At 75.0% G+C, this 23,521-nt stretch carries 25 protein-coding genes and 1 pseudogene; 13 read left to right on the plus strand and 13 right to left on the minus strand.

Annotation, left to right across the window (positions count from 1 at the left end; genetic code table 11):
* Positions 1–10: 10 nt before the first annotated feature.
* The 8 genes from paaB to OO48_RS02665 all read right to left on the minus strand — a co-directional run bounded on the left by paaB (position 11) and on the right by OO48_RS02665 (position 7,062).
* Positions 11–304: a 1,2-phenylacetyl-CoA epoxidase subunit PaaB gene (paaB, locus tag OO48_RS02630; RefSeq protein WP_030913761.1), complete on the minus strand. Its 294-nt coding sequence runs from the start codon at positions 302–304 to the stop codon at positions 11–13.
* On the minus strand, positions 301–1,266 hold the full coding sequence (paaA, locus tag OO48_RS02635; RefSeq protein ID WP_033212348.1) for a 1,2-phenylacetyl-CoA epoxidase subunit PaaA: 966 nt from the start codon (positions 1,264–1,266) through the stop codon (positions 301–303). Before paaA ends, paaB begins: the two co-directional genes overlap by 4 nt.
* Positions 1,267–1,354: 88 nt before the next feature.
* Complete coding sequence (locus OO48_RS02640; protein WP_209439418.1) at positions 1,355–2,533, minus strand: M20 family metallopeptidase; 1,179 nt, start codon at positions 2,531–2,533, stop codon at positions 1,355–1,357.
* Between the two features lie 1,370 nt (positions 2,534–3,903).
* Positions 3,904–4,170 carry a GlsB/YeaQ/YmgE family stress response membrane protein gene (locus tag OO48_RS02645; protein WP_033212350.1) on the minus strand — a complete coding sequence of 89 codons (267 nt, stop codon included), beginning with the start codon at positions 4,168–4,170 and terminating at the stop codon, positions 3,904–3,906.
* 185 nt (positions 4,171–4,355) lie between these two features.
* Complete coding sequence (locus OO48_RS02650) at positions 4,356–5,387, minus strand: terpene synthase family protein (RefSeq protein WP_033212352.1); 1,032 nt, start codon at positions 5,385–5,387, stop codon at positions 4,356–4,358.
* A 240-nt stretch (positions 5,388–5,627) separates the two neighbouring features.
* Positions 5,628–5,918 (minus strand): hypothetical protein, encoded by a 291-nt coding sequence (locus OO48_RS02655; protein ID WP_033212507.1) that lies wholly within the window; start codon positions 5,916–5,918, stop codon positions 5,628–5,630.
* A gap of 11 nt (positions 5,919–5,929) precedes the next feature.
* The gene (locus OO48_RS02660; protein WP_033212354.1) at positions 5,930–6,484 is read right to left on the minus strand and encodes an RNA polymerase sigma factor; all 555 of its coding nucleotides are present in this window, start codon (positions 6,482–6,484) and stop codon (positions 5,930–5,932) included.
* A 209-nt stretch (positions 6,485–6,693) separates the two neighbouring features.
* Entirely contained in the window at positions 6,694–7,062 is a 369-nt protein-coding gene (locus tag OO48_RS02665) for a VOC family protein (RefSeq protein ID WP_033212356.1), read from the minus strand.
* A gap of 85 nt (positions 7,063–7,147) precedes the next feature.
* On the opposite strand from OO48_RS02665, the gene OO48_RS02670 reads away from it, so the two are divergent.
* The gene (locus tag OO48_RS02670) at positions 7,148–7,564 is read left to right on the plus strand and encodes a Cif family virulence factor (protein ID WP_033212357.1); all 417 of its coding nucleotides are present in this window, start codon (positions 7,148–7,150) and stop codon (positions 7,562–7,564) included.
* A gap of 154 nt (positions 7,565–7,718) precedes the next feature.
* On the opposite strand, the gene OO48_RS02675 is transcribed toward OO48_RS02670, so the two are convergent.
* Positions 7,719–8,990, minus strand: coding sequence for an MFS transporter (locus OO48_RS02675; protein WP_063830594.1), 1,272 nt, complete (start codon positions 8,988–8,990; stop codon positions 7,719–7,721).
* 154 nt (positions 8,991–9,144) lie between these two features.
* On the opposite strand from OO48_RS02675, the gene OO48_RS02680 reads away from it, so the two are divergent.
* From OO48_RS02680 to OO48_RS02735, 12 genes are all read left to right on the plus strand, one after another.
* A complete protein-coding gene (locus tag OO48_RS02680) occupies positions 9,145–9,747 on the plus strand; it encodes a TetR/AcrR family transcriptional regulator (RefSeq protein WP_033212358.1) in 603 nt (200 codons plus the stop codon).
* Between the two features lie 107 nt (positions 9,748–9,854).
* The gene (locus OO48_RS02685; protein WP_051731668.1) at positions 9,855–10,553 is read left to right on the plus strand and encodes a response regulator transcription factor; all 699 of its coding nucleotides are present in this window, start codon (positions 9,855–9,857) and stop codon (positions 10,551–10,553) included.
* The gene (locus OO48_RS02690; protein WP_033212359.1) at positions 10,550–12,004 is read left to right on the plus strand and encodes a sensor histidine kinase; all 1,455 of its coding nucleotides are present in this window, start codon (positions 10,550–10,552) and stop codon (positions 12,002–12,004) included. The genes OO48_RS02685 and OO48_RS02690 overlap by 4 nt, the downstream gene beginning before the upstream one ends.
* A 181-nt stretch (positions 12,005–12,185) precedes the next feature.
* The gene (locus OO48_RS02695; RefSeq protein WP_033212361.1) at positions 12,186–12,569 is read left to right on the plus strand and encodes a hypothetical protein; all 384 of its coding nucleotides are present in this window, start codon (positions 12,186–12,188) and stop codon (positions 12,567–12,569) included.
* Positions 12,566–12,769, plus strand: a complete 204-nt coding sequence (locus OO48_RS02700; RefSeq protein WP_033212362.1) for a hypothetical protein — start codon at positions 12,566–12,568, stop codon at positions 12,767–12,769. Before OO48_RS02695 ends, OO48_RS02700 begins: the two co-directional genes overlap by 4 nt.
* Before the next feature lie 403 nt (positions 12,770–13,172).
* Complete coding sequence (locus OO48_RS02705; RefSeq protein ID WP_033212364.1) at positions 13,173–13,700, plus strand: cysteine dioxygenase; 528 nt, start codon at positions 13,173–13,175, stop codon at positions 13,698–13,700.
* Positions 13,700–14,095 (plus strand): rhodanese-like domain-containing protein, encoded by a 396-nt coding sequence (locus tag OO48_RS02710; protein WP_033212511.1) that lies wholly within the window; start codon positions 13,700–13,702, stop codon positions 14,093–14,095. The genes OO48_RS02705 and OO48_RS02710 overlap by 1 nt, the downstream gene beginning before the upstream one ends.
* Before the next feature lie 124 nt (positions 14,096–14,219).
* Positions 14,220–15,272 (plus strand): ABC transporter ATP-binding protein, encoded by a 1,053-nt coding sequence (locus tag OO48_RS02715; RefSeq protein ID WP_033212366.1) that lies wholly within the window; start codon positions 14,220–14,222, stop codon positions 15,270–15,272.
* A complete protein-coding gene (locus OO48_RS02720; protein ID WP_033212368.1) occupies positions 15,259–15,921 on the plus strand; it encodes an ABC transporter permease in 663 nt (220 codons plus the stop codon). The genes OO48_RS02715 and OO48_RS02720 overlap by 14 nt, the downstream gene beginning before the upstream one ends.
* Entirely contained in the window at positions 15,918–16,673 is a 756-nt protein-coding gene (locus OO48_RS02725; protein WP_033212513.1) for an ABC transporter permease, read from the plus strand. Before OO48_RS02720 ends, OO48_RS02725 begins: the two co-directional genes overlap by 4 nt.
* The gene (locus OO48_RS02730) at positions 16,670–17,608 is read left to right on the plus strand and encodes an ABC transporter substrate-binding protein (protein ID WP_033212370.1); all 939 of its coding nucleotides are present in this window, start codon (positions 16,670–16,672) and stop codon (positions 17,606–17,608) included. The genes OO48_RS02725 and OO48_RS02730 overlap by 4 nt, the downstream gene beginning before the upstream one ends.
* A gap of 328 nt (positions 17,609–17,936) precedes the next feature.
* Positions 17,937–19,985, plus strand: coding sequence for a glycosyl hydrolase family 18 protein (locus OO48_RS02735; protein ID WP_033212372.1), 2,049 nt, complete (start codon positions 17,937–17,939; stop codon positions 19,983–19,985).
* A 28-nt stretch (positions 19,986–20,013) separates the two neighbouring features.
* On the opposite strand, the gene OO48_RS02740 is transcribed toward OO48_RS02735, so the two are convergent.
* The 4 genes and pseudogenes from OO48_RS02740 to OO48_RS02755 form a co-directional block, all read right to left on the minus strand.
* Positions 20,014–21,285 carry a multidrug effflux MFS transporter gene (locus OO48_RS02740; protein ID WP_033212374.1) on the minus strand — a complete coding sequence of 424 codons (1,272 nt, stop codon included), beginning with the start codon at positions 21,283–21,285 and terminating at the stop codon, positions 20,014–20,016.
* 72 nt (positions 21,286–21,357) lie between these two features.
* Positions 21,358–21,825: a hypothetical protein gene (locus tag OO48_RS02745; RefSeq protein ID WP_051731654.1), complete on the minus strand. Its 468-nt coding sequence runs from the start codon at positions 21,823–21,825 to the stop codon at positions 21,358–21,360.
* A 170-nt stretch (positions 21,826–21,995) separates the two neighbouring features.
* Positions 21,996–22,118 (minus strand): annotated as a pseudogene (locus OO48_RS37185) (ADP-ribosylation/crystallin J1); the annotation flags it as partial.
* Between the two features lie 115 nt (positions 22,119–22,233).
* On the minus strand, positions 22,234–23,403 hold the full coding sequence (locus tag OO48_RS02755) for an acyl-CoA dehydrogenase family protein (RefSeq protein ID WP_033212376.1): 1,170 nt from the start codon (positions 23,401–23,403) through the stop codon (positions 22,234–22,236).
* Between the last annotated feature and the right edge of the window lie 118 nt (positions 23,404–23,521).

The following is a 23,521-nucleotide window of genomic DNA, read 5'->3' on the forward strand; positions in this document are numbered from 1 at the left end:
TGACGCCCAGTCAGATGTGCGGGACGTCCTCGGGGATCGGGTAGAACGTCGGGTGCCGGTAGACCTTGTCGCCGCTCGGCGCGAAGAACGGGTCCTGCTCGTCCGGGCTGGACGCGGTGATCGCGTCCGAACGGACCACCCACAGGCTCACCCCCTCGTTGCGCCGGGTGTACAGGTCGCGCGCCGCGAGCAGCGCCATCTTGTCGTCCGCCGCGTGCAGCGACCCGACGTGCACGTGGTTCAGCCCGCGCCGGGGCCGCACGAACACCTCGTACAGCGGCCAGGAGGCCCGCTCCCCGCTCATCCCGCACTCCCTTCCCTCGCCGGCTGCTTGGCCGCGTACGCCGAGGCCGCCTCGCGCACCCACGCGCCGTCCTCGTGGGCGGCCCGGCGCCGCTCGATCCGCTGCGCGTTGCACGGGCCGTCGCCCTTGATCACCTGCTGGAGCTCGGACCAGTCCGGCTCGCCGAAGTCCCAGCCGCCGCGCTCCTCGTTCCAGGCGAGGTCCGGGTCGGGCAGCGTCACGCCCAGGTGCTCGGCCTGCGGGACGGTCATGTCGACGAAGCGCCGGCGCAGCTCGTCGTTGCTGTGCCGCTTGATCCGCCAGGCCATCGACCGCTCGCTGTTCGGCGAGGCCCCGTCCGGCGGGCCGAACATCATCAGCGACGGCCACCACCAGCGGTCCACCGCGTCCTGCACCATGGCGCGCTGGGCGTCCGTCCCGGCCATCAGGGTCATCAGCAGCTCGTAGCCCTGCCGCTGGTGGAACGACTCCTCCTTGCAGATCCGCACCATCGCCCGGGCGTACGGCCCGTAGCTGCACCGGCACAGCGGCACCTGGTTGCAGATCGCCGCGCCGTCCACCAGCCAGCCGATCACGCCGACGTCCGCGAAGGTCAGCGTCGGGTAGTTGAAGATCGAGGAGTACTTCTGCCGCCCGTCGATCAGCTTCTCGGTCAGCTCGGCCCGGTCGACGCCGAGGGTCTCGGCCGCCGCGTACAGGTACAGCCCGTGCCCGGCCTCGTCCTGGGCCTTGGCCAGCAGGATCGCCTTGCGCCGCAACGAGGGCGCCCGGGTCAGCCAGTTGCCTTCGGGCTGCATGCCGATGATCTCCGAGTGGGCGTGCTGCGCGATCTGCCGCACCAGCGTCGCCCGGTACGCCTCCGGCATCCAGTCCCGCGGCTCCACCCGCGCGTCCGCGGCGATCACCGCTTCGAACTGCGCCTCCACGACCCACCTCCCGACTGACCGTTCGGTCGGTTCCATTCTGTACACAGGGGCAGCGCCGTGACAAGCACGTGCGTCCAGGGGCCCGGGGAACGGCGGGCCCCTGGACGCACGTCCTGCCGCGCCCCTACCGCTCGCGCAAGCGGGGCAGCGGTACCGCCAGCAGCGCGGCCAGCAGCGCGATGCGGGGGCCCAGTTGGTCGATGCGCAGGTGTTCGTGGCGGGCGTGCGGGCCGGCGCCGACCGCGCCCAGGCCGTCCAGGGTCGGCAGGCCCCTCGCGCCGGCCAGGTTGGTGTCGCCCGCCCCGCCGGCGGGCGCGCCGTCGAGGTGCTGGCCGAGCGCGGCGGCCAGCGAGCGGACGTGGCGCAGCAGCGGGTTGCCGGTGCGCTCGGGCCAGGCCGGGCGGCTGGAGAGGACCTCGGTGCGGACGTCGGCGCCGGGCCGGTTGGCGGTGAGGTGGGCGAGGGTGTCGAGGGTGCGGCGCTGGGCCTCGGTGGTGGCGAAGCGCAGTCCGAGTTCGGCTTCGGCGCGTCCGGCGATGACGTTGGCGCGGGTGCCGCCGTGGATCCGTCCGGTGTTGAGCTCGGTGCCCGGTTGGCGGGCGAGGCCGCGGACGGCGATCAACTGGTCGACGAGTTCGTCGATGGCGGAGACGCCGTCGGCGGCGTCGTTGCCCGCGTGGGCCTCGCGCCCGGTGACGGTGAGCCGGACGCGGGTGGAGCCGCGGCGGGCGGTCTTGAGCCGGCCGTCGGGGTGCCCGGGTTCGAGTCCGAGGACGGCGGCGGCGCCGCGCAGGTGGCGTTCGACCTGGCGGCGGCCGTCGGGGCTGCCGACCTCCTCGTCCGAGACGATCACCATCCGGACGGGCCGGTGCGGCCGCTGCCCGAGGTCGGCGAGGAGCGCGAACGCGCCTTCCAGCAGGGCGAGTCCGCCCTTCATGTCGAGGACGCCGGGGCCGGTGAGCCGTCCGTCGCGCTCCTCCACGGGCCAGTCGGCGAGCGTGCCGACCGGCCACACGGTGTCGTGGTGGCCGACCACCAGCAGGTGCGGGAGGTCCTCCTGCTGGCCGGGCCAGTCCAGGACGAGGTGGTCGCCGTGGTCGCAGCGCTGCCGGACGGCGGTGGCGCCGGTCGCGCCGTACCCGGCGGCGAGTTCTTCGGCGAGGGAGTCGAGCCGGGCCGCGTCGCCGGAGGGGGATTCGATCCCGGCCAGGTCGGCGCAGCGCTTGCGGACGGCCGCGGCGAGGGTCCGGGCGCGCTTGGTGAGGGTGCGCGGGAGGCCGGGCAGGGCGGCGGTGGGGGTCAACGCCGCTGTGGCGGCGGACGGTTCAGTGCTGTCGCTGGTTCCGGCGGCGTCGGCGGCCGGTGGCGCGACGGGTGTGCCGGGTGTGCCGGCGGGATGCGGTTCGGGGGCGACCGGGCGGGGGCTCACCGTATGGGGACTCACCGTTCACCTCCGGCGGGTCGCACGGCATCCGGTGGTATCGGTGGGGCGAGCGGCCGGGGGCTCCTGCGCGGCGTCGGGTTCGGTCGCGACGTACGGTGCGTCCTGGGGTTGGGCAACACTGCGTCCTCCTCGCTCGGTCCGCGGCTCCGGCTCGGCCCGGGGCCCGGGGACGTCGGTCTCCGCTCCTCGGCGCGGACGGGCACCGTGGCAGGGGACCGATGAGCGAGCCTAGAAGATCGGTTCGTCTCCCTGCGAGGTGGCCTGCCGCTCAGCGCGTCGCGGCGGGTCCGGGGGCGCGGGCCCGGCGGACGGCGTCCGGCGGGCCCGCGCACGGGCCGGAGCCTGGCACGACGAGCGGGACGCGGTCTTCCGAGTGCGTCCTGCTCCCACCTTGGACCCACGGGGGCGGTTCGGCAGCACGAACCGCCCACGATCGAGCGAACCCCGTCCGATGGGTGACCGCGGATAAGCCTTTGGTACCAGTCGGGTGGTGGCGGGCGGACGGTGCCGGACGGTGGCGGGCGGTGGCGCGTGGACGGTGGCGGGCGGTGGCGCGCGGACGGTGGCGGGCGGTGGCGCGCGGACGGCCCGGTCCGGGAAATCCGTCGGCGAACGTTCGTCCCCGACCGGGACGATCGCCCCGACCAGTCCTTCTTCCCGCCCTGGAGCTCCAGGGCCCGCCTTCCGGCCCCTCGCGCCGTCCGCCGCCACCGGCCTGCGGGGGCTGGCTGGGGCTGACTGAGGCCGGCCCTGGGCGACGCGTTCGGCGACCGCTGGGTCCACCCGCCGGTGGGGCAGGCCCCGACGGAGCTCGCGGCCCGGACCGTCCGCCCGGCGCCCGCGTGACCGCGACGAGGTCGAACCAGCCACGCCGGCAAGGGAGTTCACGGCCGAGTACCCGGCCTTCCCGCACCGCAAGCACGGACCGTCGACACAGCGGGCGCTGCGGGCGGTGCAGGGCGGGGCGGGGCGGGGCGGAGCAGGCCACGCCGCGGTCACCGCCGAGCTGTTCGACGGCCGGGGGGCCTCCCCGAGGCGCTGTGGCGGACCCCGGCCGGCTGGGGCGACACGGACACCACCCGCGCCGTCGCGGGCGGCGTGGTCGCCGCCCGCACCGGTCCCGGCGGTGTCCCCGCCCGCCGGCTGGACGCGCAGGAGCCCCTGCCCCCGCCGTGACCGGGCGGTGGCGGGGGCTCGGGCCGGGCCGTCGGAGTCCTCCGACGGCCCGGTCAGTCGCGGGACTTGCCGAACACCAGCCGGTAGGCGATGAGCAGGACGAGTGCGCCGGCGATGGCGGCTATCCAGGTCGGCAGGTCGAAGAAGCCGACGTCCACCGACTTGTGCAGGATCTCCGAGGACAGCCAGCCGCCGATGAAGGACCCGGCGACGCCGATCAGGGTGGTGACGATCAGGCCGCCCGGATCCTTCCCGGGCAGCAGGAGCTTGGCGATGGCTCCCGAGAGGAGCCCGAGGATGATCCAACTGAGGATTGACATGGCGTTCTCCTGCCCTACGGCGTCGCCGGGCAACCCCGCGCGCCCGTCACGGCCGGGGACGCGCGCCCCGCACCGCGCGGTTCCGGCCACCGGCGGACCGGGGCGGCTTCCGGGCCGGGGTGCGGCTTCCGGGATGGGGGGACGGCTTCCGGGCCGGGGCGGCGCCACCGCTCGTCGCCGTCGGCCTACGCGCGGCCCCGGGGCGGCGGGAGGGGTTGCGGACGGTAGCGGGCGGTGGTCGCCGTCCAGTGCAGCATGGCGTGCGCGAATCGGACCAACGCCCGCACGTAGCACCGCACTTGCGGCGGCCAGTGGGAGCCGCGGGCGATGCCCTCGGCGAGGAACTCCAGGGTGGTGAGCTCGGCTTCGCAGAGGGCGGTGACCCGGGCGGCGGCGGTGTCCCGGGGCAGCCGCTCGTGCACCTCCAGGGCGCTCAGCAGGTTGTTGCCGTGCCCGGCGGCGTTCTCCACCCGGTAGGAGCACAGGTCGTTGGCCCAACCGATCAGGTGGTCCAACCTGGCGCGCAGGTCGACGAGTTGGGGGTGGCGGTGGAACTGCGCGGACAGGTCGAGGCGGTGCACGAGCTCGACCGTGCCGGTGGCGCAGCGGACGGCGCCGTCCTGGTCGCGGTGGGAGAGGTACTGCGAGACGGTGGGGGTGGCGCCGCGCAGGCGCAGGAAGTCGAGCGAACTCTCCAGGTAGCTGCGGAAGTCGGCGGTCTGGCGGGCCCGCCAGGACGGTCCGGCCAGGGCGATGCTGTCCTGCCAGAGGGTGCGGAACGCCCGGGCCAGGGCGGTCGCGGGGACGGGCGGGGCGGTACCGGGGACGAGTTCCGGGCCGAGCAGCGCGGCGAGTTCGCGGACGGTGCGGTCGGCCTCGTCGGACGCGTCGCCGAGCCAGTGCCGGTCGAACCGGTCGTCGAGGATCCAGCCGAGCAGCAGCCACTGGGTGCCGGCCCGCAGCGCGGGCCCGAGCGGGAGGTCGCCCCAGCAGCGCGCGGCCAGCTCCAAGTGGCCCTGTTCCAGGAGCCGTTCGACGCCCTCGCGGTCGAGCAGGCCGGTGCCGGTCAGCCAGTGCTCGGCCTCCTCGCGGAGCGCGTCGGCGTGCGGGTGGAGCGACGGCAGGGGGACCCGTTCGAGCAGTTCGGTGAGCGGTCCGGCCGGGAGCGGTCCGGCCGGGGGGCGGTGCACGGCGGCGGGGCTCGCGGCGGAACTCATGGCGGGATCCTCCTCGGGTGCGTGCGTCCGGCGCGCACGCCGGACGTCCGGGCGCGCCGGGCCGGTGGGTGCGGCCCGTCCGGTACGGGCCCGTCCGGAGCGGGTCCGTCCGGTGCGGGTCCGTCCGGTGCGGGCCGCCCGACGGGGACGAGTCTGGTCGACCGTCCGGGCCGGGCGGCGCAGAACCGTCGGCCGTTCCCCCACCCGGCGGATCCCTGCGCTCATCCGATGATCCGCCCGCTACCGCCCCTCCGTCCGGACCGCGAGGCTGCACCGGCCGTCCGCGCAGTCGCGCCGCAACCGCCCCCGGGAGACGGTCTGGAGCAGTCCGATCGCCCAGCACATCGGACAGCCGCGCAGGGCGAGCAGCCCGACCGGAACGAGCAGCAGCACCACCGCGCCGAGCACCGGCAGCAGACCGAGACCCGCCGCGATCGCCCCGAACCCGACCGCGCCGCGCAGCAGGTGACGCGGCAGCGAGGCACTCGCGAAGTCCGACCGCCCGCCCGCCGCGCGCTCACCGCCCTTCACCCACCGCCCGGTCACCGCACACCGCCCGGGAGGTCGGCGAGTTCGGCCCGGACGGCCGCCCGGGCCCGGTGCAGCCGGGACTTCATCGCGGCCGTGCTCAGCCCGAGCGCGTCGGCGACCGCCCGCCCGCCGAGCCCCTGCAGATCGCGCATGATCAGCACCCGGCGCTGGTCGGCGGGCAGCGCCGCGATCGCGGCGGCGACCCGCTCGGTGTCGAGCCGCCGCAACGCCTCCTGCTCCGCCGAGTCCGCCACCTCCACCGCCCGGCCCGGCGGTTCGGCGGTCACCGGCCGGGGCGCCCTGATCCGGCGCAGGCACTCGTTGCGGACGATCCGGAACAGCCAGGACGCGAGCGCGCCACTGGCCCGCAGCATGCCGATCTGCCGGTACAGGACGATCAGCGCCTCCTGCGCGGCGTCCTCCGCGTCCTCCGGGCTGGCGCACAGCGAGTGCGCGAACCGGCGGACGTTCGGGTGCGCCCCCGCGACCAGGACGGCCAGCGACTCCCGGTCGCCGCCGCGCGCCGCGCGGATCACCTCCTCACCGGGCCAGGCGGTCTCAACCACGGCTCCCCCGCTTCCGCTTGAGCACCAGCACGCAGGTGCAGAGCAGCACCGCACCCGCACCGACCGCGACGACGACCATCATGGTTCCTCCAGGCTTGCCCGTGCCGCCCGGCGCCCGCGTCCGTTCCCGTGCCCGCGTTCACCGTCCGGCGTGATGCCCATAAGAGGCACGGCCCGCCGAAAAGGATTCACCCCCGTTCCGCCCCCGGTCAGTCGCCGCGCTCCCCCTTGCTCCGCTCCACGCAGAACTCGTTGCCCTCGATGTCCGCCAGGACCACCCAGCCCGTCCCGTCCTCCCGGCGCCGGTCGTCCACCAGCGCGGCGCCCAGGCCGACCAGGCGCTCGACCTCCTCGTCACGGGTCCGTTCCTGCGGCTGGAGGTCGAAGTGGATCCGGTTCTTGCCCGCCTTCTCCTCCGGCACCGTCACGAACAGCAGGCCCGCCCCCTCGATCAGGGCCTCCGGGTCTCCCGGGAAGTCGTCCGGGCTCAGCGGCTGCCCCAGCACCTCCGACCAGAACGAGGCGAGGCGGTAGGGGTCGAGGCTGTCGATGGTCACGTGCCTGATCACAGATGTCATGCGCCGGATTCTCGACCGCCGGGTAAGGACCGGCAACCCCGTTTCCTCCTGTCGCCCCCGCCCGTCCGCTGTTACCGTTCACCCCGTGCCCGAGACCGACTCCCCCGCCAAGTCCGAACTCGACCGCCTCACCGCCGAGTTCTTCGCCGCCTTCGACAACCGGCACGGCGGTCCGGCCGACGTCGGACGGCTCCGGCGGTTGATGCTGCCCGACAGCGTCATCGTGGTGACCTCCCCCCGCTACGCCTCCTACACCCTCGAGGAGTTCATCGTCCCGCGCGAACTCCTGCTCTCCGACGGCCGGTTGACCGACTTCCACGAGTGGGAGACCAGCGAGCGCACCGAGACCGCCGACGGCGTGGCCTGCCGGATCGGCACCTACCGCAAGTCCGGCCTGCTCGACGGCGAACCGTACGAGGGCACCGGCACCAAGACCTTCCAGTTCGCCCGCACCCCGGACGGCTGGCGGATCACCGCCTTCTCCTGGCACGACGAACCGTAGCCACCGCACACCGCAGCCACCGCGCACCACAGCCGCCGCGCACCGGCAGCCACCGCAGCCGCCACGAGCCGAACGCGAAGCGGCGGGGGCCCCGGGGGCGACGGTTCCCGCGGCTCCGTCGCCTACGACGGCACCCCCGCCCGTGCTCCGGCCGTCAGCGGCCCTCGGCGGCCGGGCACGCCGCTCCCCGGGCCTCCGCGGGACGCACCGGCGCCGCCGCCACGGGGGCCGGCGGGGCGGCGGCCGGGGTCCGGGCGAACGTGGTGGCGAGGGAGAGCAGCGCGAGGCAGGCCACGGCGACGCCGTAGCCGGTGGCGGTGGTGAGGAGGCCCAGGTGCGGGGAGGTGAAGCCGGCCACCACCGCGGGGGCGCTGAAGGCGAGGTAGCTGAGGACGTACACGGCCGCGAACAGTTCGGCGCGTTCCGCGGGGGCGGCCAGCGGGGCGACGCCGGAGAGCGCGCCGAGGAAGGTCGCGCCGAAGCCGAGGCCGGCCAGCGCGGTCATGGCGAAGAAGAACGGCGTGCTGTGGGCGCCGAGGGCGGCCAGGGTGCCGAGGACGCCGAGGGCCAGCGCGGTGGAGCCGAACCGCAGGGCCGTGCGGGCGGGGCGGCCGCGCAGCAGGAGGGAGCCGAGCGTCCCGCCGGCGGTCATGGTGGTGATGACCAGGCCGCCGACCAGGTGGTTGCGCAGGTGCAGCACGCCGACGGCGAGCGAGGGGCCGAGCGAGAGGTAGAGGCCGCCGAGCGACCAGACCGCGATCAGGGCCGGGGTCGCGGCGAGGAAGGCGCGGCGGGCCGGGCGGGGGACGCGGGCCCGCGGCACCAGGGAGGCGAGGGCGCCGGGGCGCCGTTCGGCGGTCTCGGGCACCAGGGTCAGCGCGGCGACGGCGAGCAGGAACCCGGCGGCGAGCAGCGCGAAGACGAGGACGCGCGGAGCGGGGCCGTACTGCACCAGCAGGCCGGAGCCGAAGGCGCCGACGGCCAGGCCGAGCGTGGAGGCGACGCCGTTGATGAGGGCGCCGAGGCCCGGGGAGCGCTGCGGTTGCAGGTCGACGAGGGTCGCGGAGAGGGCGCCGGTCGCGGCGCCGGTGGCGAAGCCCTGGACGGCCCGGGCCACCAGCAGCGGGCCGACGCCGTCCGCCGTGGTGAACAGCAGCATCGCTCCCGCTTCCAGGAGCAGCGAGCCGTAGAGCAGCGGTTTGCGGCCCAGGAAGTCGGACAGCCGGCCGACGGTGGTCAGGGCGAGCAGCAGGAACACCGCGTAGACGGCGAAGATCACCGTGAGCGTGCCGGAGGAGAAGCCCCAGGCGGCCTGGTAGACGACGTAGAGCGGGGAGGGTGCGGCGGCGGCGAAGGTCAGGAGCAGCAGGGCTGCCGCGACCAGCCAGAAGGCCGGGGTGCGGGTCAGCCGGCGGGAGTTCGGCATGGAAACCTCGATGGCAGGCCGGTCGGGTGACCGGAAGCACGGCCCCTTAAGTCAAAAGGGTTGGCTTTAGTGCATGCTAAGCGACCGCCGACGCTAAAGCGAATCTCTTTGCCTTAACTTGGGAGCCCCGCCGCGGGAGCCCTACCATGGGGGCGTGAACAGCCAGCCACCGGAGCCGGTCCCGGCCGAACCCGTCCGCCGCACGGGCGGCCGCAGCGCGCGGGTGTGCGCCGCCGTGCACCGGGCCGTGACCGAGCTGATCGCCGAGGACGGCGCCGAGCCGCTGTCGATCCCGGTCGTCGCGGCCCGGGCCGGCGTCAACCCCACCTCCGTGTACCGGCGGTGGGGCGACCTCAACGGCCTGCTGGCCGACGTCACCGCCACCCGGCTGGCACCGGAGGACCCCCCGCCGGACACCGGCGACCTCCGCACCGACCTGCTCCAGTGGGCCGAACGGACCAGGGCCGCCGTCACCACGCCGGAGGTCCGGGCGCTGCTGCGCCACGCCGTCGGTCAGTCGGCGACCTGCCCCGGCCCGACCCCCCGGATGGCCTCGCGCGAACAGCAGCTGGCCACCGTCCTGGCCAGGGCCGAGGAGCGGGGCGAGACGGCGCCCACCCTCGGCCAGGCGCTGGACTACCTGCTGGCGCCCCTGTACTTCCGGGTCATCCTCAACCTGGGCCCGGTCGAGGCCGCCGACGCCCGCCGCCTCGTCGACGACCTCCTGCGCCACCACACCGGCACCTGCGCCACCTGACCGCACCTCCCCCGCAACCCCCGCCCTCTCCCCGCGCATCCACCTGTGCGAGAGTCGTGGCCCCGTGGAAGCGGGCTGGCCGGGTGGAGGTGCGGCAGGTGAGCGGCGTGGCCGGACGGGTGCTGGTGGTGGACGACGACGCGGCGATCCGGCGGAGCCTGGAGCGCGGACTGCGGCTGAGCGGGTTCCGGGTCTCGGTGGCGGCGGACGGGGCGCAGGCGCTGGCGGCGGTCGACGCGGAGCCGCCGGACGTGCTGGTGCTGGACGTGGGGATGCCGGGGGCGTCGGGGACGGAGGTGTGCCGGACGTTGCGGGCCAGGTCGGACGACACCCCGGTGCTGATGCTCTCCGCGCTGGACGAACTCGCCGACCGGGTGGCCGGGTTGCAGGCGGGCGCGGACGACTACCTGGTGAAGCCGTTCGCCCTGGAGGAGCTGGTGCTGCGGCTGCACGCGCTGTTGCGCCGCCGTCCGCCGCAGCCCTCGGACCTGATCCGGGTCGGCCCGCTGCGGGTCCGCCCGGAGACCCGGCAGGTGTTCTGGGACGAGGAGGAACTCCGGTTGACCAGACGGGAGTTCGAGCTCCTGGCGCAACTGGCCCGGAACGCGGGCATCGTCCTGTCCCGGGAGGTGCTGCTGGACCGGGTCTGGGGCTACGACTTCGAGGTGCGCAGCGACGCCGTGGACACCTTCGTCTCGTACCTGCGGCGGAAGTTGGAGGCCGGCGGCCGCCCCCGGACGGTGCACACGGTGCGCGGGGTGGGGTTCGTGCTGCGGGCCCCGGACGGGGACGGGGCCAGCCGGTGAAGCTGTCGACGCGGATCGCGATCGGGGCGGCGGTGCTGGTGCCGCTCCTGGTGGCGGCGGCCGGGCTGTTGCTGCTGCCACTGGTCGGCGCCGACCTGCACCGGCGCCAGGACGCCCGGTTGAACACCCGGGCGGCCGCCGTGCTGCCGAGCGCCCGGGCACTGCTCGCGGCGGACAGCCGGGGCCGCCCGAAGGCCGAGCAGAACCAGCAGCGCAAGCTGGCGGACGCGGCGCTGGACGCGGGCGTCCGGCTGACCGCCGCCGACGGCACGGTGCTGCTCTCGGCGGGTTCGCAGCCGGACGACCCGCGGCTGCTCCCGGCGGCACCGGGCGGTACGGCGCTGACGATTCGCCAGAACGGCTCCGCGTGGCGGGTGTTGGCGGTTCGGGTGGACAGCGGGAACACCGGCGGGACGCTGTGGGTGCTGGCCCCGGCCGAGGAGCCGGCGGACGAGCTGCGGGCGGTGCGGCGGCGGGTGCTGCTGGTGGCGCTGGTCGCGGCGCCGCTCTCGGGGCTGATCGCCTTCGCGCTCGCCGAGCGGGCCACCCGGCCGCTGCGCCGGCTGGGCCGCCGGGCGGCCGCGCTGGACCCGGGCGCGGGGCACGCGGCGTTCGCACACGCCCGGACGGGCACCGCCGAGGTGGACGAACTGTCCGGCGCCATCGCCCTGTTGCTGTCCCGGTACGACGAGCAGGCGGCCCGGACGGCGCAGGCCCTGGACACCGCCCGGTCGTTCTCCTCGGCGGCCTCGCACGAGCTGCGCACCCCGCTGATGAGCCTGCGCACCAACCTGGACGTGCTGGCCGCGCACCCGGACCTGCCGGCCGACGAGCGCGCCGAGGTGCTGGCCGAGTCGCAGCGGGACCACGCCCGGATGCTGGACCTGCTGTCCGCGCTGTCCGCGCTGGCCCGGGGCGATCTGGTGGAGGTCTCCGCGTTCGGCCCGGTCGACCTCGCGGAGCTGGTGGACACCGCCGTCGCCGAGGCCGCCCGCCGCCACCCGGGCACTGCCTACCGCGCCGAACTCCCGTCCGAGGCATGGGTGTTCGGCTGGGACGCGGGCCTGCACATCCTGCTCGCCAACCTGCTGGACAACGCCGCCGTGCACGGCCGCACCGCGGGCCGCGCCGCCGAGGTGGACATCCGCCTGCGCGTCGAGGACGGCGCCGCCCTCCTCACCGTGGACGACACCGGCCCCGGCGTCCCGCCCGCCGAACGCACCGCCGTCTTCCACCGCTTCCACCGCCGCCCGGACAGCCCCGGCTCCGGCCTCGGCCTGACCCTGGTCGCCCAACAGGCCGCCCTGCACCACGGCTCGGCCCGCACCACCGACCGCCCCGACGGCCCGGGCAGCCGCTTCGAGGTCCGCCTCCCCCTGCCGCACCCCGACGCCCCGGCCGCCCGGCTCCCGTCCCCCCGCGACTGGCTGAGCGACCGCGCTCCCGGCTAGGCCCGCGCGAGCACAGCCGCCCGCCCCGGGTCGGAGCGGAGCATTTCGGGGTCGTCACCGGCGCGTCCGGCTGCGCCGGAGACCGGCCGCCGTTCCACAGGGTTTCCACAAGAAGGCTCCCTACTCTCGGGCCCGGCCGGAGAACCGGCCCGGATCCGCAGTGGAGTGGAAGGGGATACCCATGCGCATCAACCGGACGGCGGCCGCTGTCGGGGTGCTGGCGTTGGCGGGCGCGTTCCTGGCCGCCGGGCCCGCGCAGGCGGCGGGCGGGGCGCCGAAGGGGGACGGGGCGAAGGCGGTCTGCAAGCGGCTGCCGAAGACCCAGGAGCGGGTCGACAAGGCGCTGGAGCGGCTGAACGGCGACGCCACCGTCAACGGCTCGGTGGCCCGGCTGCAGCAGCGGGTGGACGACGCCCACAAGGCGGGGCACGCCGAGGTCGAGAAGTACCTGAACGACCGGCTGACCTTCCGCCGCGGTCTGTTGCCGGCGCTGCAGACCCGCAAGGCGGACCTGACGGCGGTGGCCGACTGGTGCGCGAAGAACGCCCCGGCGGCCGGGAAGTGACCCGCCGGCCCGCCGCCCGCGCGGCCCTGGCGGGGCTGGCGCTGGCCTGCACCGCCCTGCTGGCGGCCTGCGGCCCGGCCTCCTCCGGCAAGTCCGGGGGCGGGGCCGACGACGCGCAGGTGCAGCAGATGCAGCAGAAGGTGGACGCCGCGGACAGCGCCGCCGCCCAGGCCGAGGACAACGCCGGCCAGGACGACTGAGGCAGTACCCACCGGACCCCGGCGGCCCGCGTTCTCCCCGGAGCGCGGGCCACCGGCATGTCCACGCACCGGGACGCGGAAGTCCACGATGCGACCCTCGGCGTGGCGGAACTTGACGGGCCGCCGCCGGGTCGTGAACCATCGGCGGCATGAATCCCGGCACCTTCCTGGTCTGCCGCCTGCACGTCGATCTGCGACGCCAGGCGAGCGACATGTGTGCCTGTTGTTGACGCTCTCCGCGTGACCTCCGCGCGCGCCCTGTGAGTCGGCCAGGGCGCCGCGCACCCGCCCGCCAGTCGCACCCCCTTCCCCTGCCGTCCGCGCGCCGTCCGCCCGTGCCCTCCCCCGCACGCGCACCCGGCGACGGTGACGGCGGCCACCCCGGCACACCCCGGAGGAACCCATGAGCATCGACCTCGCCACCACGCCCGCCACCGCCCCCGCCCCGGCGCCCGAGCCCGGCACCGCCGCCCGCCCGCCGCTGTCCCCGAACGCGCTGCGCCGGATCGTCCGCGACCTGGCCGAGCGCCCCGAGCGCTGGCTGCACCGGGTGCGGCTGTCCGCGGAGGACCGCTGGTACGAGCGCCTGGAGCTGGCGGAGGACTACGAGGTGTGGCTGATCAGCTGGCTGCCGGGGCAGTCCACCGGGTTCCACGACCACGGCGGCTCGCGCGGGGCGTTCACGGTGGCGCTGGGCGAGCTGGAGGAACTGGCGCTGGCCGGCCCGGAGCACGGGCTGACGGTGCGCCGACTGCCGTCGGGCAGCGAGCGGGCGTTCGGCCCGCAGTACCTGCACGACGTGCGCAACACGGCGCAGGGCCCGGCGGTGACGCTGCACGCGTACTCGCCGCCGCTGAGCGAGATGTCGCGCTACGAGTTGCGGGCGAACGGCCTGGTGCAGACCTCCACGGAAGGACCGGAGCAGTGGTGATGACGGTGGACCAGCTGCTGGCGAAGGCCCGGGCGGGCCTGGACCGGCCGGACCCGGCCCGGGCCTGGGCCGAACTCGCCGACGGGGCGCGCCTGGTGGACATCCGTCCGGCGGCGCAGCGCGCCCGCGAGGGGGAGATCCCCGGGGCGCTGGTGATCGAGCGGAACGTGCTGGAGTGGCGGTTGGACCCGACCGGCAGCCACCGGATCCCGGAGGCGGTGGACCACGGCGTGCGCTGGATCGTGGTCTGCTCGGAGGGGTACGCGTCCTCGCTGGCGGCGGCCTCGCTGCGGGAGTTGGGGCTGCACCGGGCGACCGACCTGGACGGCGGCTTCGTGGCGTGGGCGGCGGCCGGACTGCCCACGACGCGTTCGGTGGATCAAGGTTTGCGGTGAGAGCGGGACGGGAAGCCGGACAGTCGATACATTCAGATCATTGTTCGATATCTGCGGCCGGCCCGGGGCCGGCCGCAGCCGCCGGTCGCAGCACCGCTCCGGCCGACCCTCCGAGGACGCTTCCGTGATCAGATTCGAGGGCGCCGCCAAGCGCCACCCCGACGGCACGGTCGCCGTCCGCGGCCTGGACCTGGACGTCCCGGCGGGCCGGACCACCGTGCTGGTGGGGCCGTCCGGCTGCGGCAAGACCACCATCCTGCGGATGGTCAACCGGATGGTGGTGCCGACCGCCGGCCGGGTGCTGCTGGACGGGGCGGACGTGGCCTCGCTGCCCGCCGCCCGGCTGCGGCGCGGCATCGGGTACGTGATCCAGCAGGCGGGCCTGTTCCCGCACCGCCGGGTGATCGACAACGTGGCGACGGTGCCCCGGCTGCTCGGCTGGGACCGCAAGCGGGCCAGGGCCCGGGCCGCCGAACTGCTGGAGCTGGTCGGCCTGCCGCCGGAGACGGCCCGCCGCTACCCGGCCCAGCTCTCCGGCGGCCAGCAGCAACGGGTGGGCGTGGCAAGGGCGTTGGCGGCCGATCCACCGGTGCTGCTGATGGACGAGCCGTTCAGCGCGGTCGACCCGCTGGTGCGCGCCGGGTTGCAGGAGGAACTGCTGCGACTCCAGGCCGAGTTGGGCAAGACCGTGCTGTTCGTGACGCACGACATCGAGGAGGCGGTCCGGCTCGGTGACCGGGTGGTGGTGCTCCGCGAGCACGGCGAGATCGCCCAACTGGCGGACCCGCACACCTTGTTGACAGCTCCGGCGGACGCCGGTGTGGCCGCCTTCCTGGGCCGCGACCGGGGCCTGCGCGGGCTCGGCCTGCGCCCGGCCGGCGCCGTCCCCCTCGCCGCGCTCCGCCCCTCCTACGACGCGTGGGAGTTGGTGCTCGACCAGGAGGGCCGCCCGGAGCACTGGCGGCGCGGTGGCGAGCGCCACCCGGCCCCGGTGTTCGCCCCGGACCGGGATTCGCTGCGCTCGGCGCTGGACGCCGCGCTGCTCGCCCCCTCCGGCCACGCCGTCGCGGTGGACGCCGAGGGCCGGGCGGTCGGCACCGCGAGCCGCGCCGCCGTGGTCGAGGCGCTCGCCGCCGCCGGCCCCGTCCCCGGGCAGGTGCCGCATGCTGGACGGTGAGCCGCTGGTCCGCTGGCGCTGGCTGGGCGACCACTTCGGCTACCTGGCCGACCTGACGGCCGACCACGCCGTGATCGCGCTCGTCCCGGTGCTGCTGGCGCTGCTGCTCGCGGTGCCGCTGGGCCTGGCCTGCGCGCGCTTCCCCCGGATGTACCAGCCGCTCGCGGCGGTGTTCAACGTGGTGTACGCGCTGCCCTCGCTGGCGGTGTTCGTGGTGCTGATCCCGTACACCGGCCTGGCCACCCGCGAGACGGTGATGGTGCCGCTGACGTGCTACGCGCTGGCGGTGCTGCTGCCGACGGCGGTGGACGGGCTGCGGGCGGTGCCGGAGCCGGTGCGGCAGGCGGCCACCGCGATGGGCTACGGGCCGTGGCGGCGGCTGGCGGCGGTCGAACTACCGGCGTCCGTGCCGTACTTGATCGGCGGGCTGCGGGTCGCCGCGGTGTCCTCGATCTCGCTGGCGGCGGTGGGCGCGCTGGTCGGCCGGGGCGGCCTGGGCTACCTGTTCGTGGACGGCTTCCAGCGGACGTTCCCGACCCCGATCCTGGCCGGGATCGCCCTGGTGGCGCTGCTGGCGCTGGCCACCGACCTGCTGCTGGTGGCGGCCCGCCGGGTGCTGGCGCCGTGGGCCCGGGGGGTGGCGCGGTGAACTGGCTGGGCTGGCTGCACGACTTCTTCGCCGACCCGGCGCACCGCTCGGGCCCGGACTCGGTGGTCCACCGGGTGCTGGAGCACCTGGCGTTCTCCGCCGAGGCGCTGGGCCTGGCCGTGCTGGTGGCGCTGCCGCTGGGGCTGCTGATCGGCTACTCGGGCCGCGGCCTGTTCGTGGTGACGGCGCTGGCCGGCGTCGCCCGCGCGCTGCCGACGCTGGGCCTGGTGACGCTGGCGGTGCTGCTGGCGGGCGTCGGCGACGCGGCGGTGCTGCTGCCGCTGACGGCGCTGGCCGCGCCGCCGGTGCTGGTGGCCGCCGCCGAGGGGGTGCGCGGCACCGACCCGGACGTCCGGGACGCGGCCCGCGGCATCGGCCTGACCCACCCGCAGACGCTGCTGCGGGTGTGCGTGCCGGCCGCCGCGCCGACCCTGCTGGCGGGCCTGCGGACGGCGTCGGTACAGGTGATCGCGACCGCCACGGTGGCCGCGTACGTCGGCCTCGGCGGCCTGGGCCGGTACGTGATCGACGGGCTGGCCACCCGGAACTACCCGACCACGGTCGGCGGCGCCCTGCTGGTGGTGCTGCTGGCGGTGGCCGTCCAACTGCTGTTCGCCCTGCTGATCCGGCTCGCCGCGCCGCCCGGCACCCGCACCCGGGCCCGCCGCGCCGGCCGCACCGGCCGCACCGAAGAACCCGTACCCGTCGACGATCCCGCAAGCCCTCCCGCACTCGTGAAGGAAACCCCATGACGCCCCGTCCGGTCCGTATCGCCCTCGCCGTCGCCCTGCTGGCGGGTGCGGCGGCCTGCTCCTCCTCCGGCGGCAGCGACCCGCTGGCCGCGAAGTCGCCCGCCCCGGCGCCGTCCACCTCCGCCTCCGGGGCGGGTGCCGCGTCCGGGAAGACCGTGGTGGTCGGCTCGGCGAACTTCCCGGAGAACGTGCTGCTGGCCTCGATCTACTCGCAGGCCCTGCAGGCCAAGGGCGTGAAGGTGGAGGAGAAGTTCAACGTCGGCAGCCGGGAGGTGCTGTACGGGCAGTTGCAGTCCGGCGCGCTGACGGTGCTGCCGGAGTACAACGGCGCGCTGCTCGGCTACCTGGACGCCAAGTCCGCGGCCACCGGCAAGGACGCGGTGAACACCGAGCTGAAGGCGAAGCTGCCGGCCGGGCTGGCGATCCTGGACTCGGCCGCAGCCGAGGACAAGGACTCGCTGACGGTCAGCCAGGAGACCGCCGACAAGCTGGGCGTGAAGTCGATAGCCGACCTGGCGGGCAAGGCGCAGGACCTGGTGATCGGCGGCCCGCCGGAGTTCAAGTCCCGCCGCGAGCAGCAGCTCAAGGACGTCTACGGGCTGACGTTCAAGGAGTGGAAGCCGACCGGCGACACCACCGCCAACGCGCTGAAGGACGGCGGGATCCAGGTCGGCAACGTGTTCACCACCGACCCGAAGATCGTCCAGTTGAAGCTGGTGCCGCTGGACGACCCGAAGAACCTGTTCAGTTCGCAGAACGTCACCCCGCTGGTGAACACCGCCGGTCTGGACGCCACCGGGACGGCCGCGCTGAACGCGGTCTCGGCGAAGCTCGACACGGCCGGACTGACCGCGTTGATGAAGCGGGTCGCGGTCGACAAGGAGGACCCGTCGGCGGTCGCCAAGAGCTGGCTGAAGGGCGCCGGCCTGAGCTGATCCGCGCCGCCGCGAGCCGTCCGTCGGCCCCGCCCCGAGCAGTCGGGGGCGGGGCCGACGGCACGTCAAGGGCCCCATCCCCAAGGCTTGGCAAAGCTCCGGGCCGGCCTCGCCGGGGAACTGGAAAGAGTCTTGACAGACGCAGTGGTCCAGACCAACCATGAGTCCGCTGTACTTCCCGACCGGGACGCATCGTGGGGGTGTGACCACCGGCCGGGGCGAGCCGTACTGCCCCGCACCACCCCGGCAATCCCTGTACCAGGCCGACCCCCGCCCCGTGCCCGAACACCGGCACGCGGGCCACCCTTCCATGCCTGATGGAGACTCGATGCGCCTTCACCGACCACTCCAAGCGCTGCTCGCCACGGGCGCGATGGCGGCCGCCTCGCTGGGGCTGATCTCCGCCCCCGCGCAGGCCGCCACCCCGCTGCCGCAGCACGTCTTCGCCCCGTACTTCGAGGCCTGGACGGGCGAGAGCCCGGCCGCCCTGGCCGCGCAGTCCGGTGCCAAGCACCTCACCATGGCGTTCCTCCAGGCCGCCACCAAGGGCTCCTGCACCGCGCTGTGGAACGGCGACACCTCGATGCCGGTGTCCAGCTCCGTCTTCGGCGCCGACATCAACACCATCCGCGCCAACGGCGGCGACGTGATCCCGTCCTTCGGCGGCTACACCGCGGACAACACGGGCACCGAGATCGCCGACTCCTGCACGGACGTCAACCAGATCGCCGCGCAGTTCGAGAACGTCATCACCACCTACGACGTCTCCCGGATCGACCTGGACATCGAGGACAACTCGCTGACCAACACGGCCGGCATCGACCGCCGCAACAAGGCGATCAAGATCGTCGAGGACTGGGCGGCGGCCAACGGCCGCAGCATCCAGTTCGGTTACACCCTGCCGACCACCACCAGCGGCCTGGCCTCCAGCGGCCTGGCAGTGCTGAAGAACGCGGTCACCAACAACGCGCGGATCGACGTCGTCAACATGATGACGTTCGACTACTACGACAACCAGTCGCACGACATGGCCGCGGACACCCAGACCTCCGCGCAGGGCCTGTACAACCAGCTGGCGAAGCTGTACCCGACGAAGACCGCGGCCCAGCTGTGGGGCATGATCGGCATCACCGAGATGGTCGGCATCGACGACTTCGGCGCCGCCGAGACCTTCACCGTCGCCAACGCCACCACGGTCTACAACTGGGCCGTCTCCAAGGGCATCAACACGCTGTCCTTCTGGGCGCTGCAGCGTGACAACGGCGGCTGCCCGGGCACCAGCGGATCGGACAGCTGCTCCGGCATCGCGCAGGGCACCTGGGACTTCAGCCGCATCTTCTCGAAGTTCACCAGCTCCTCGGTGCCGGCGAACGACTTCTCGGTGTCGCTGAGCCCGGCCTCCGGCTCGGTCGCGGCCGGCTCCGCCACCTCGGCGACGGTCAACACCGCGGTCACCTCCGGCTCGGCCCAGAGCGTCAACCTGTCGGTGACCGGCGCCCCGGCCGGCGTCACCGCCTCGCTGAGCCCCTCCACCGTCACCGCGGGCGGCTCCGCCACCCTGAACGTCTCCACCACCTCGGGCGTCGCCAACGGCAGCTACCCGCTGACCGTGACCGGCACCGGCGCGAGCGGCACCCACTCGGCGACGTACACCCTGACCGTCACCGGCGGCACCACCGCCTCCGACTTCTCGGTCTCCCTGTCGCCCGCTGCGGGCTCCGTCCAGGCCGGCTCGGCGGTCTCCAGCACCGTGAGCACCGCGGTCACCTCCGGCACCGCCGCGAGCGTCAACCTGACGGTCTCCGGCGCCCCGGCCGGCGTCACCGCCTCGCTGAGCCCCTCCACCGTCACCGCGGGCGGCTCCGCCACCCTGAACGTCTCCACCACCGCCTCGGCGGCCCCGGGCACCTACACCCTGACCGTCACCGGCACCGGCGCGGGCAAGACCCACACCGCCACCTACGCGCTGACCGTCAACGGCACCACCCCGCCCCCCACCGGCCTGAGCAACGGCGACCTGGAGAGCGGCAACCTCGCCCCGTGGACCTGCCAGAGCGGCGGCGCGGTCGTCACCTCCCCGGTGCACGGCGGCTCCAAGGCCCTGAAGGCCGTCCCGACCGCCGGCGCCACCGGCGAGTGCGGCCAGACCGTCACCCTGGCCCCGAACCACGCGTACACCCTGACCGCCTGGGTCCAGGGCCCGTACTCGTACGTCGGTGTCAGCGGCGGCGCCACCGCCTCCTCCTGGGCGAACGGCTCCTCCTGGACCAAGCTGACCGTCCCGTTCACCACCGGCGCCAACGGCACCGTCACGGTCTACCTGCACGGCTGGTACGGCCAGGGCGCGGTCTACGGCGACGACTTCTCGATCGCCTGACCCCCGCTCAGCCGAAGGGCCGGGCCCGTCAGCGCTCCCGGCACAGCGGCAGGTACGACCCGAGCGCCAGCAGCGCGCAGCCCAGCACGACCGCGCCGAGCGCCGTCGCGGACGGGCGGCCGCCCAGGCTGCTGAGCGGGGCGACCACCGCGCCGCACAGGTAGGTGCCGGTGCCCAGCAGCGCGGACGCCGAGCCGGCGGCGTGCGGGGCCATGGTCAGCGCCCGGCCGTTGGCGTTCGGCAGGATGACGCCCATCGAGGCCATCAGCAGCGTCAGCGCGGGCCACACCCCGGCCAGGCCGGGGTCCCACACGGTGGTGCACAGCACCACGGCCCCGCCGGCCGCCGCGGCGACGGACAGGCCGCCCAGCAGCAGCGCCCGTTCGGAGTACCGCTGCACCAGGAAGCGGCCGTTGAACTGGGTGGCGACCAGCAGCGCGACGGAGTTGACGGCGAACACCAGGCTGTAGGTCTGCGGGGTGATCCGGTACACCTCCTGCAGCACCACCGAGGAGCCGCCGACGTACGCGAACAGCGCGCCGAAGGCGAAGGTGCCGGTCAGCAGGTAGCCGAGGAACAGCCGGTCGCGCAGCAGCCCGCCGATCGCCCGGACGGTGGTGCCGAGGCCGCCGCCGTGCCGCCGTTCGGGCGGCAGCGTCTCGTGGACGCCGAACGCGCAGGCGACGGTGAGCACCGCGCCGAGCAGGGCGAGCGTGACGAAGGTGCCGCGCCAGTCGGTGACGTGCAGCAGTTGGGCGCCGGCCAGCGGGGCGACGATCGGGGCGAGCCCGGATATCAGGCCCATGGTGGCCAGGAAGCGGATCATCGCGGCCCCCTCCAGCCGGTCGCGGACCACCGCCCGGGCGATCACCAGCGCGGCCGAGCCCGCGGCGCCCTGCACCACCCGGCCCGCGACCAGCACCGGCATCGAGCCGGCGAACGCGCACAGCAGGCTGGCGGCGGTGTACGCGGCCAGGCCCGCCAGCATCGGGCGGCGGCGGCCGAGGCGGTCGCTGAGCGGGCCGAACAGCAGCTGGCCGATCACCATGCCGAGCAGCGAACCGGTCAGGGTGAGCTGGGCGGCGGGGGCGGTGGAGTGCAGGTCGGCGGTCAGGTCGGGCAGTGCGGGCAGGTACAGGTCGGTGGTGAACGGCCCGAGCGCGACGAGGCTGCCCAGGGTGATCACGGTGGCGGCGGCGAACGGGGCGCGCCCCGGGGTCTCCGGGCGCACCTCCTCCGGCCGGAACGGGACGGCGGTCGCGCTCCGGTCGCCGTCGGGGCCGACGGTCGGGCCTGGCATGGGGCTCCTCACGGGTGGCGGGGTACGCGCACCGTCCTATCCCATCGGGCCGCACCCGGGAAAGCCGGAGTCCTAGGGGACGACTGGACCGTTCGGGGCCGCGCTGCGGCTGGCGGCGACCACCGCGGCGTCCTGCCAGCCGTACAGCTGGTCGCCGACCAGGGCGACGTCGTACAGGCCGCAGTGCGCGGTGGCCCGCTGCGGGGCGTCGGCCGGGAACCAGGGGGCGCTGAGGCGGACGCCGCCGAGCGGGCCTCCGCTGGTGCATCCGGCGGGCAGCGCGCGCTCCGGCAGGGTGGCGCGGATCAGCCGGTCGCCCTGCCGGTCGGAGCCGAGCAGGACGACCCCGGTGGCGGAGTCCGGCAGCCAGCCCGGCGCCGCGCCACGGCGGTCGGCCTTGGCGGCGGCCCCGCTGGGGTAGCGGGCGGTGTGGTCCATCCGGTCCTGCATCCGCTGGAACGCCGCGGGTGCCACCATCACCAGCAGCATCACGGCGGCCGCTGCCCCCAGCACCACCGTCGCCGCCCGTCCGCCGCGCATCGTCCTCGCCCCTTCTCGCCGTCCCCGTCCCCGTCCCCGTCCTTCCATGGTGGCGGCGCCCACCCCCGGGATCCATGCGCACCAGGTACCGACCCCGGTCCACCGCAAGTCGGACCCCGCCTCCCGGGACCAGGACTTCCGGCGGACCCGGCACCCCCCGCGAGGGGGACTCAGCGGTACTCGCGCACCACCTGGATCTCCCCCACCAGGTGCCGGTTGAACTCCTCCAGCTCCTCCGCGGGCACCCACAGTTCGAGGATGGTCTCGCCACCGGCCCGGCGCACGGGGTACCGCTCCGGGCGCCTCGACCAGCGCCGGGTCCCCGTCAGCGGGTGGTGGTCGGTGCCTGTCGCGTCGTCATGCCGCCCATCCTGGCCGCCCGGCCGCCTGCGGACCAGCGGTTTTCCGTCAGCGGTAGGCGGATTCGCCGGTGATCGCCTCGCCGAGGACCAGGGTGTGGATCTCGGCGGTGCCCTCGTAGGTGAGCACCGACTCCAGGTTGTTGGCGTGCCGGAGCACCGGGTAGGCGGTGGTGATGCCGTTGGCGCCGAGGACGGTGCGGGCGGTGCGGGCGATCTCCAGCGCGGTGCGGACGTTGTTGAGCTTGCCGAAGGAGATGTGCGCGCTCTGGGCGCGGCCCTCGTCCTTGAGCCGGCCGATCCGCACGGCGACCAGGTACGCCTTCTCCAACTCCAGTGCCATGTCGACGAGTTTCTGCTGGGTGAGCTGGAAGCCGCCGATCGGACGGCCGAACTGGACGCGGTCGCGGGCGTACTCGACGGCGGCCCGGTAGCAGTCGCGGGCGGCGCCGACGGTGCCCCACAGGATCCCGTAGCGGGCCTCGCCGAGCGAGGAGAGCGGGGCGCGCAGGCCGCGGGCCTGCGGCAGCATCGCGTCGGCGGGCAACCGGACGCCGTCGAAGGCGAGTTCGCTGGTGACGGAGGCGCGCAGGGAGAGCTTTCCGGGGATGTCGTGGGCGGTGAAGCCGGGGGTGCCGCGCGGGACGAGGAAGCCGCGCACGCCGTCCTCGGTGGCGGCCCAGACCACCGCGACGTCGGAGACCGAGCCGTTGGTGATCCACGTCTTGGTGCCGTCGAGGATCCAGTCGCCGCCGTCGCGCCGGGCCCGGGTGCGCATCGACGCCGGGTCGGAGCCGGCCTCCGGTTCGGTCAGGCCGAAGCAGCCGACGGCCCGGCCGGCGGCCAGCTCCGGCAGCCAGTGCCGCTTCTGCTCCTCGGAGCCGAAGGCGTGGATGGAGCGCATCGCCAGCGAGCCCTGCACCGAGACGAAGCTGCGCAGCCCCGAGTCGGCGGCCTCCAGCTCCATGCAGGCCACCCCGTACTCGGTGGCCGTGGAGCCGGTGCAGCCGTAGCCCTCCAGGTGCATCCCGAGGACGCCCAGCTCGCCGAGTTCCGGGGCGAGTTCCCGCACCGGGAAGGTGCCCCGCTCGTACCAGTCGGCGATCCGCGGGCGCACCCGCCGGCCGGTGAAGGCGCGGACGCTGTCGCGGATCAGCCGCTCGTCCTCGGTGAGCAGTTCGTCGACGCCGAGCAGGTCGAGCGGGTCGGGGGTGGTCACGGTCGGGCTCCTCGGAGGGTTCGGGGGTGCGAGCGAGGGGGCACGGGGCACACGGGTGCGCGGGTGCGTCACGCCGTCCTTACCGGTCGGTACGCCGCGCGGTCAAGGGCGCCACGGC

It is taken from the genome of Kitasatospora phosalacinea, from assembly GCF_000716545.1.
In the GTDB taxonomy this organism is placed as follows: domain Bacteria; phylum Actinomycetota; class Actinomycetes; order Streptomycetales; family Streptomycetaceae; genus Kitasatospora; species Kitasatospora phosalacinea.

Bases quoted from the DNA above. Each gene is read 5' to 3' on its own strand.
- paaB (WP_030913761.1), bottom strand. From the start codon at position 304: ATGAGCGGGGAGCGGGCCTCCTGGCCGCTGTACGAGGTGTTCGTGCGG.
- paaA (WP_033212348.1), bottom strand. From the start codon at position 1,266: ATGGAACCGACCGAACGGTCAGTCGGGAGGTGGGTCGTGGAGGCGCAG.
- OO48_RS02645 (WP_033212350.1), bottom strand. From the start codon at position 4,170: ATGTCAATCCTCAGTTGGATCATCCTCGGGCTCCTCTCGGGAGCCATC.
- OO48_RS02650 (WP_033212352.1), bottom strand. From the start codon at position 5,387: ATGAGTTCCGCCGCGAGCCCCGCCGCCGTGCACCGCCCCCCGGCCGGA.
- OO48_RS02665 (WP_033212356.1), bottom strand. From the start codon at position 7,062: ATGACATCTGTGATCAGGCACGTGACCATCGACAGCCTCGACCCCTAC.
- OO48_RS02675 (WP_063830594.1), bottom strand. From the start codon at position 8,990: ATGCCGAACTCCCGCCGGCTGACCCGCACCCCGGCCTTCTGGCTGGTC.
- OO48_RS02695 (WP_033212361.1), top strand. From the start codon at position 12,186: ATGCGCATCAACCGGACGGCGGCCGCTGTCGGGGTGCTGGCGTTGGCG.
- OO48_RS02705 (WP_033212364.1), top strand. From the start codon at position 13,173: ATGAGCATCGACCTCGCCACCACGCCCGCCACCGCCCCCGCCCCGGCG.
- OO48_RS02710 (WP_033212511.1), top strand. From the start codon at position 13,700: ATGACGGTGGACCAGCTGCTGGCGAAGGCCCGGGCGGGCCTGGACCGG.
- OO48_RS02720 (WP_033212368.1), top strand. From the start codon at position 15,259: ATGCTGGACGGTGAGCCGCTGGTCCGCTGGCGCTGGCTGGGCGACCAC.
- OO48_RS02730 (WP_033212370.1), top strand. From the start codon at position 16,670: ATGACGCCCCGTCCGGTCCGTATCGCCCTCGCCGTCGCCCTGCTGGCG.
- OO48_RS02735 (WP_033212372.1), top strand. From the start codon at position 17,937: ATGCGCCTTCACCGACCACTCCAAGCGCTGCTCGCCACGGGCGCGATG.
- OO48_RS02740 (WP_033212374.1), bottom strand. From the start codon at position 21,285: ATGCCAGGCCCGACCGTCGGCCCCGACGGCGACCGGAGCGCGACCGCC.
- OO48_RS02745 (WP_051731654.1), bottom strand. From the start codon at position 21,825: ATGCGCGGCGGACGGGCGGCGACGGTGGTGCTGGGGGCAGCGGCCGCC.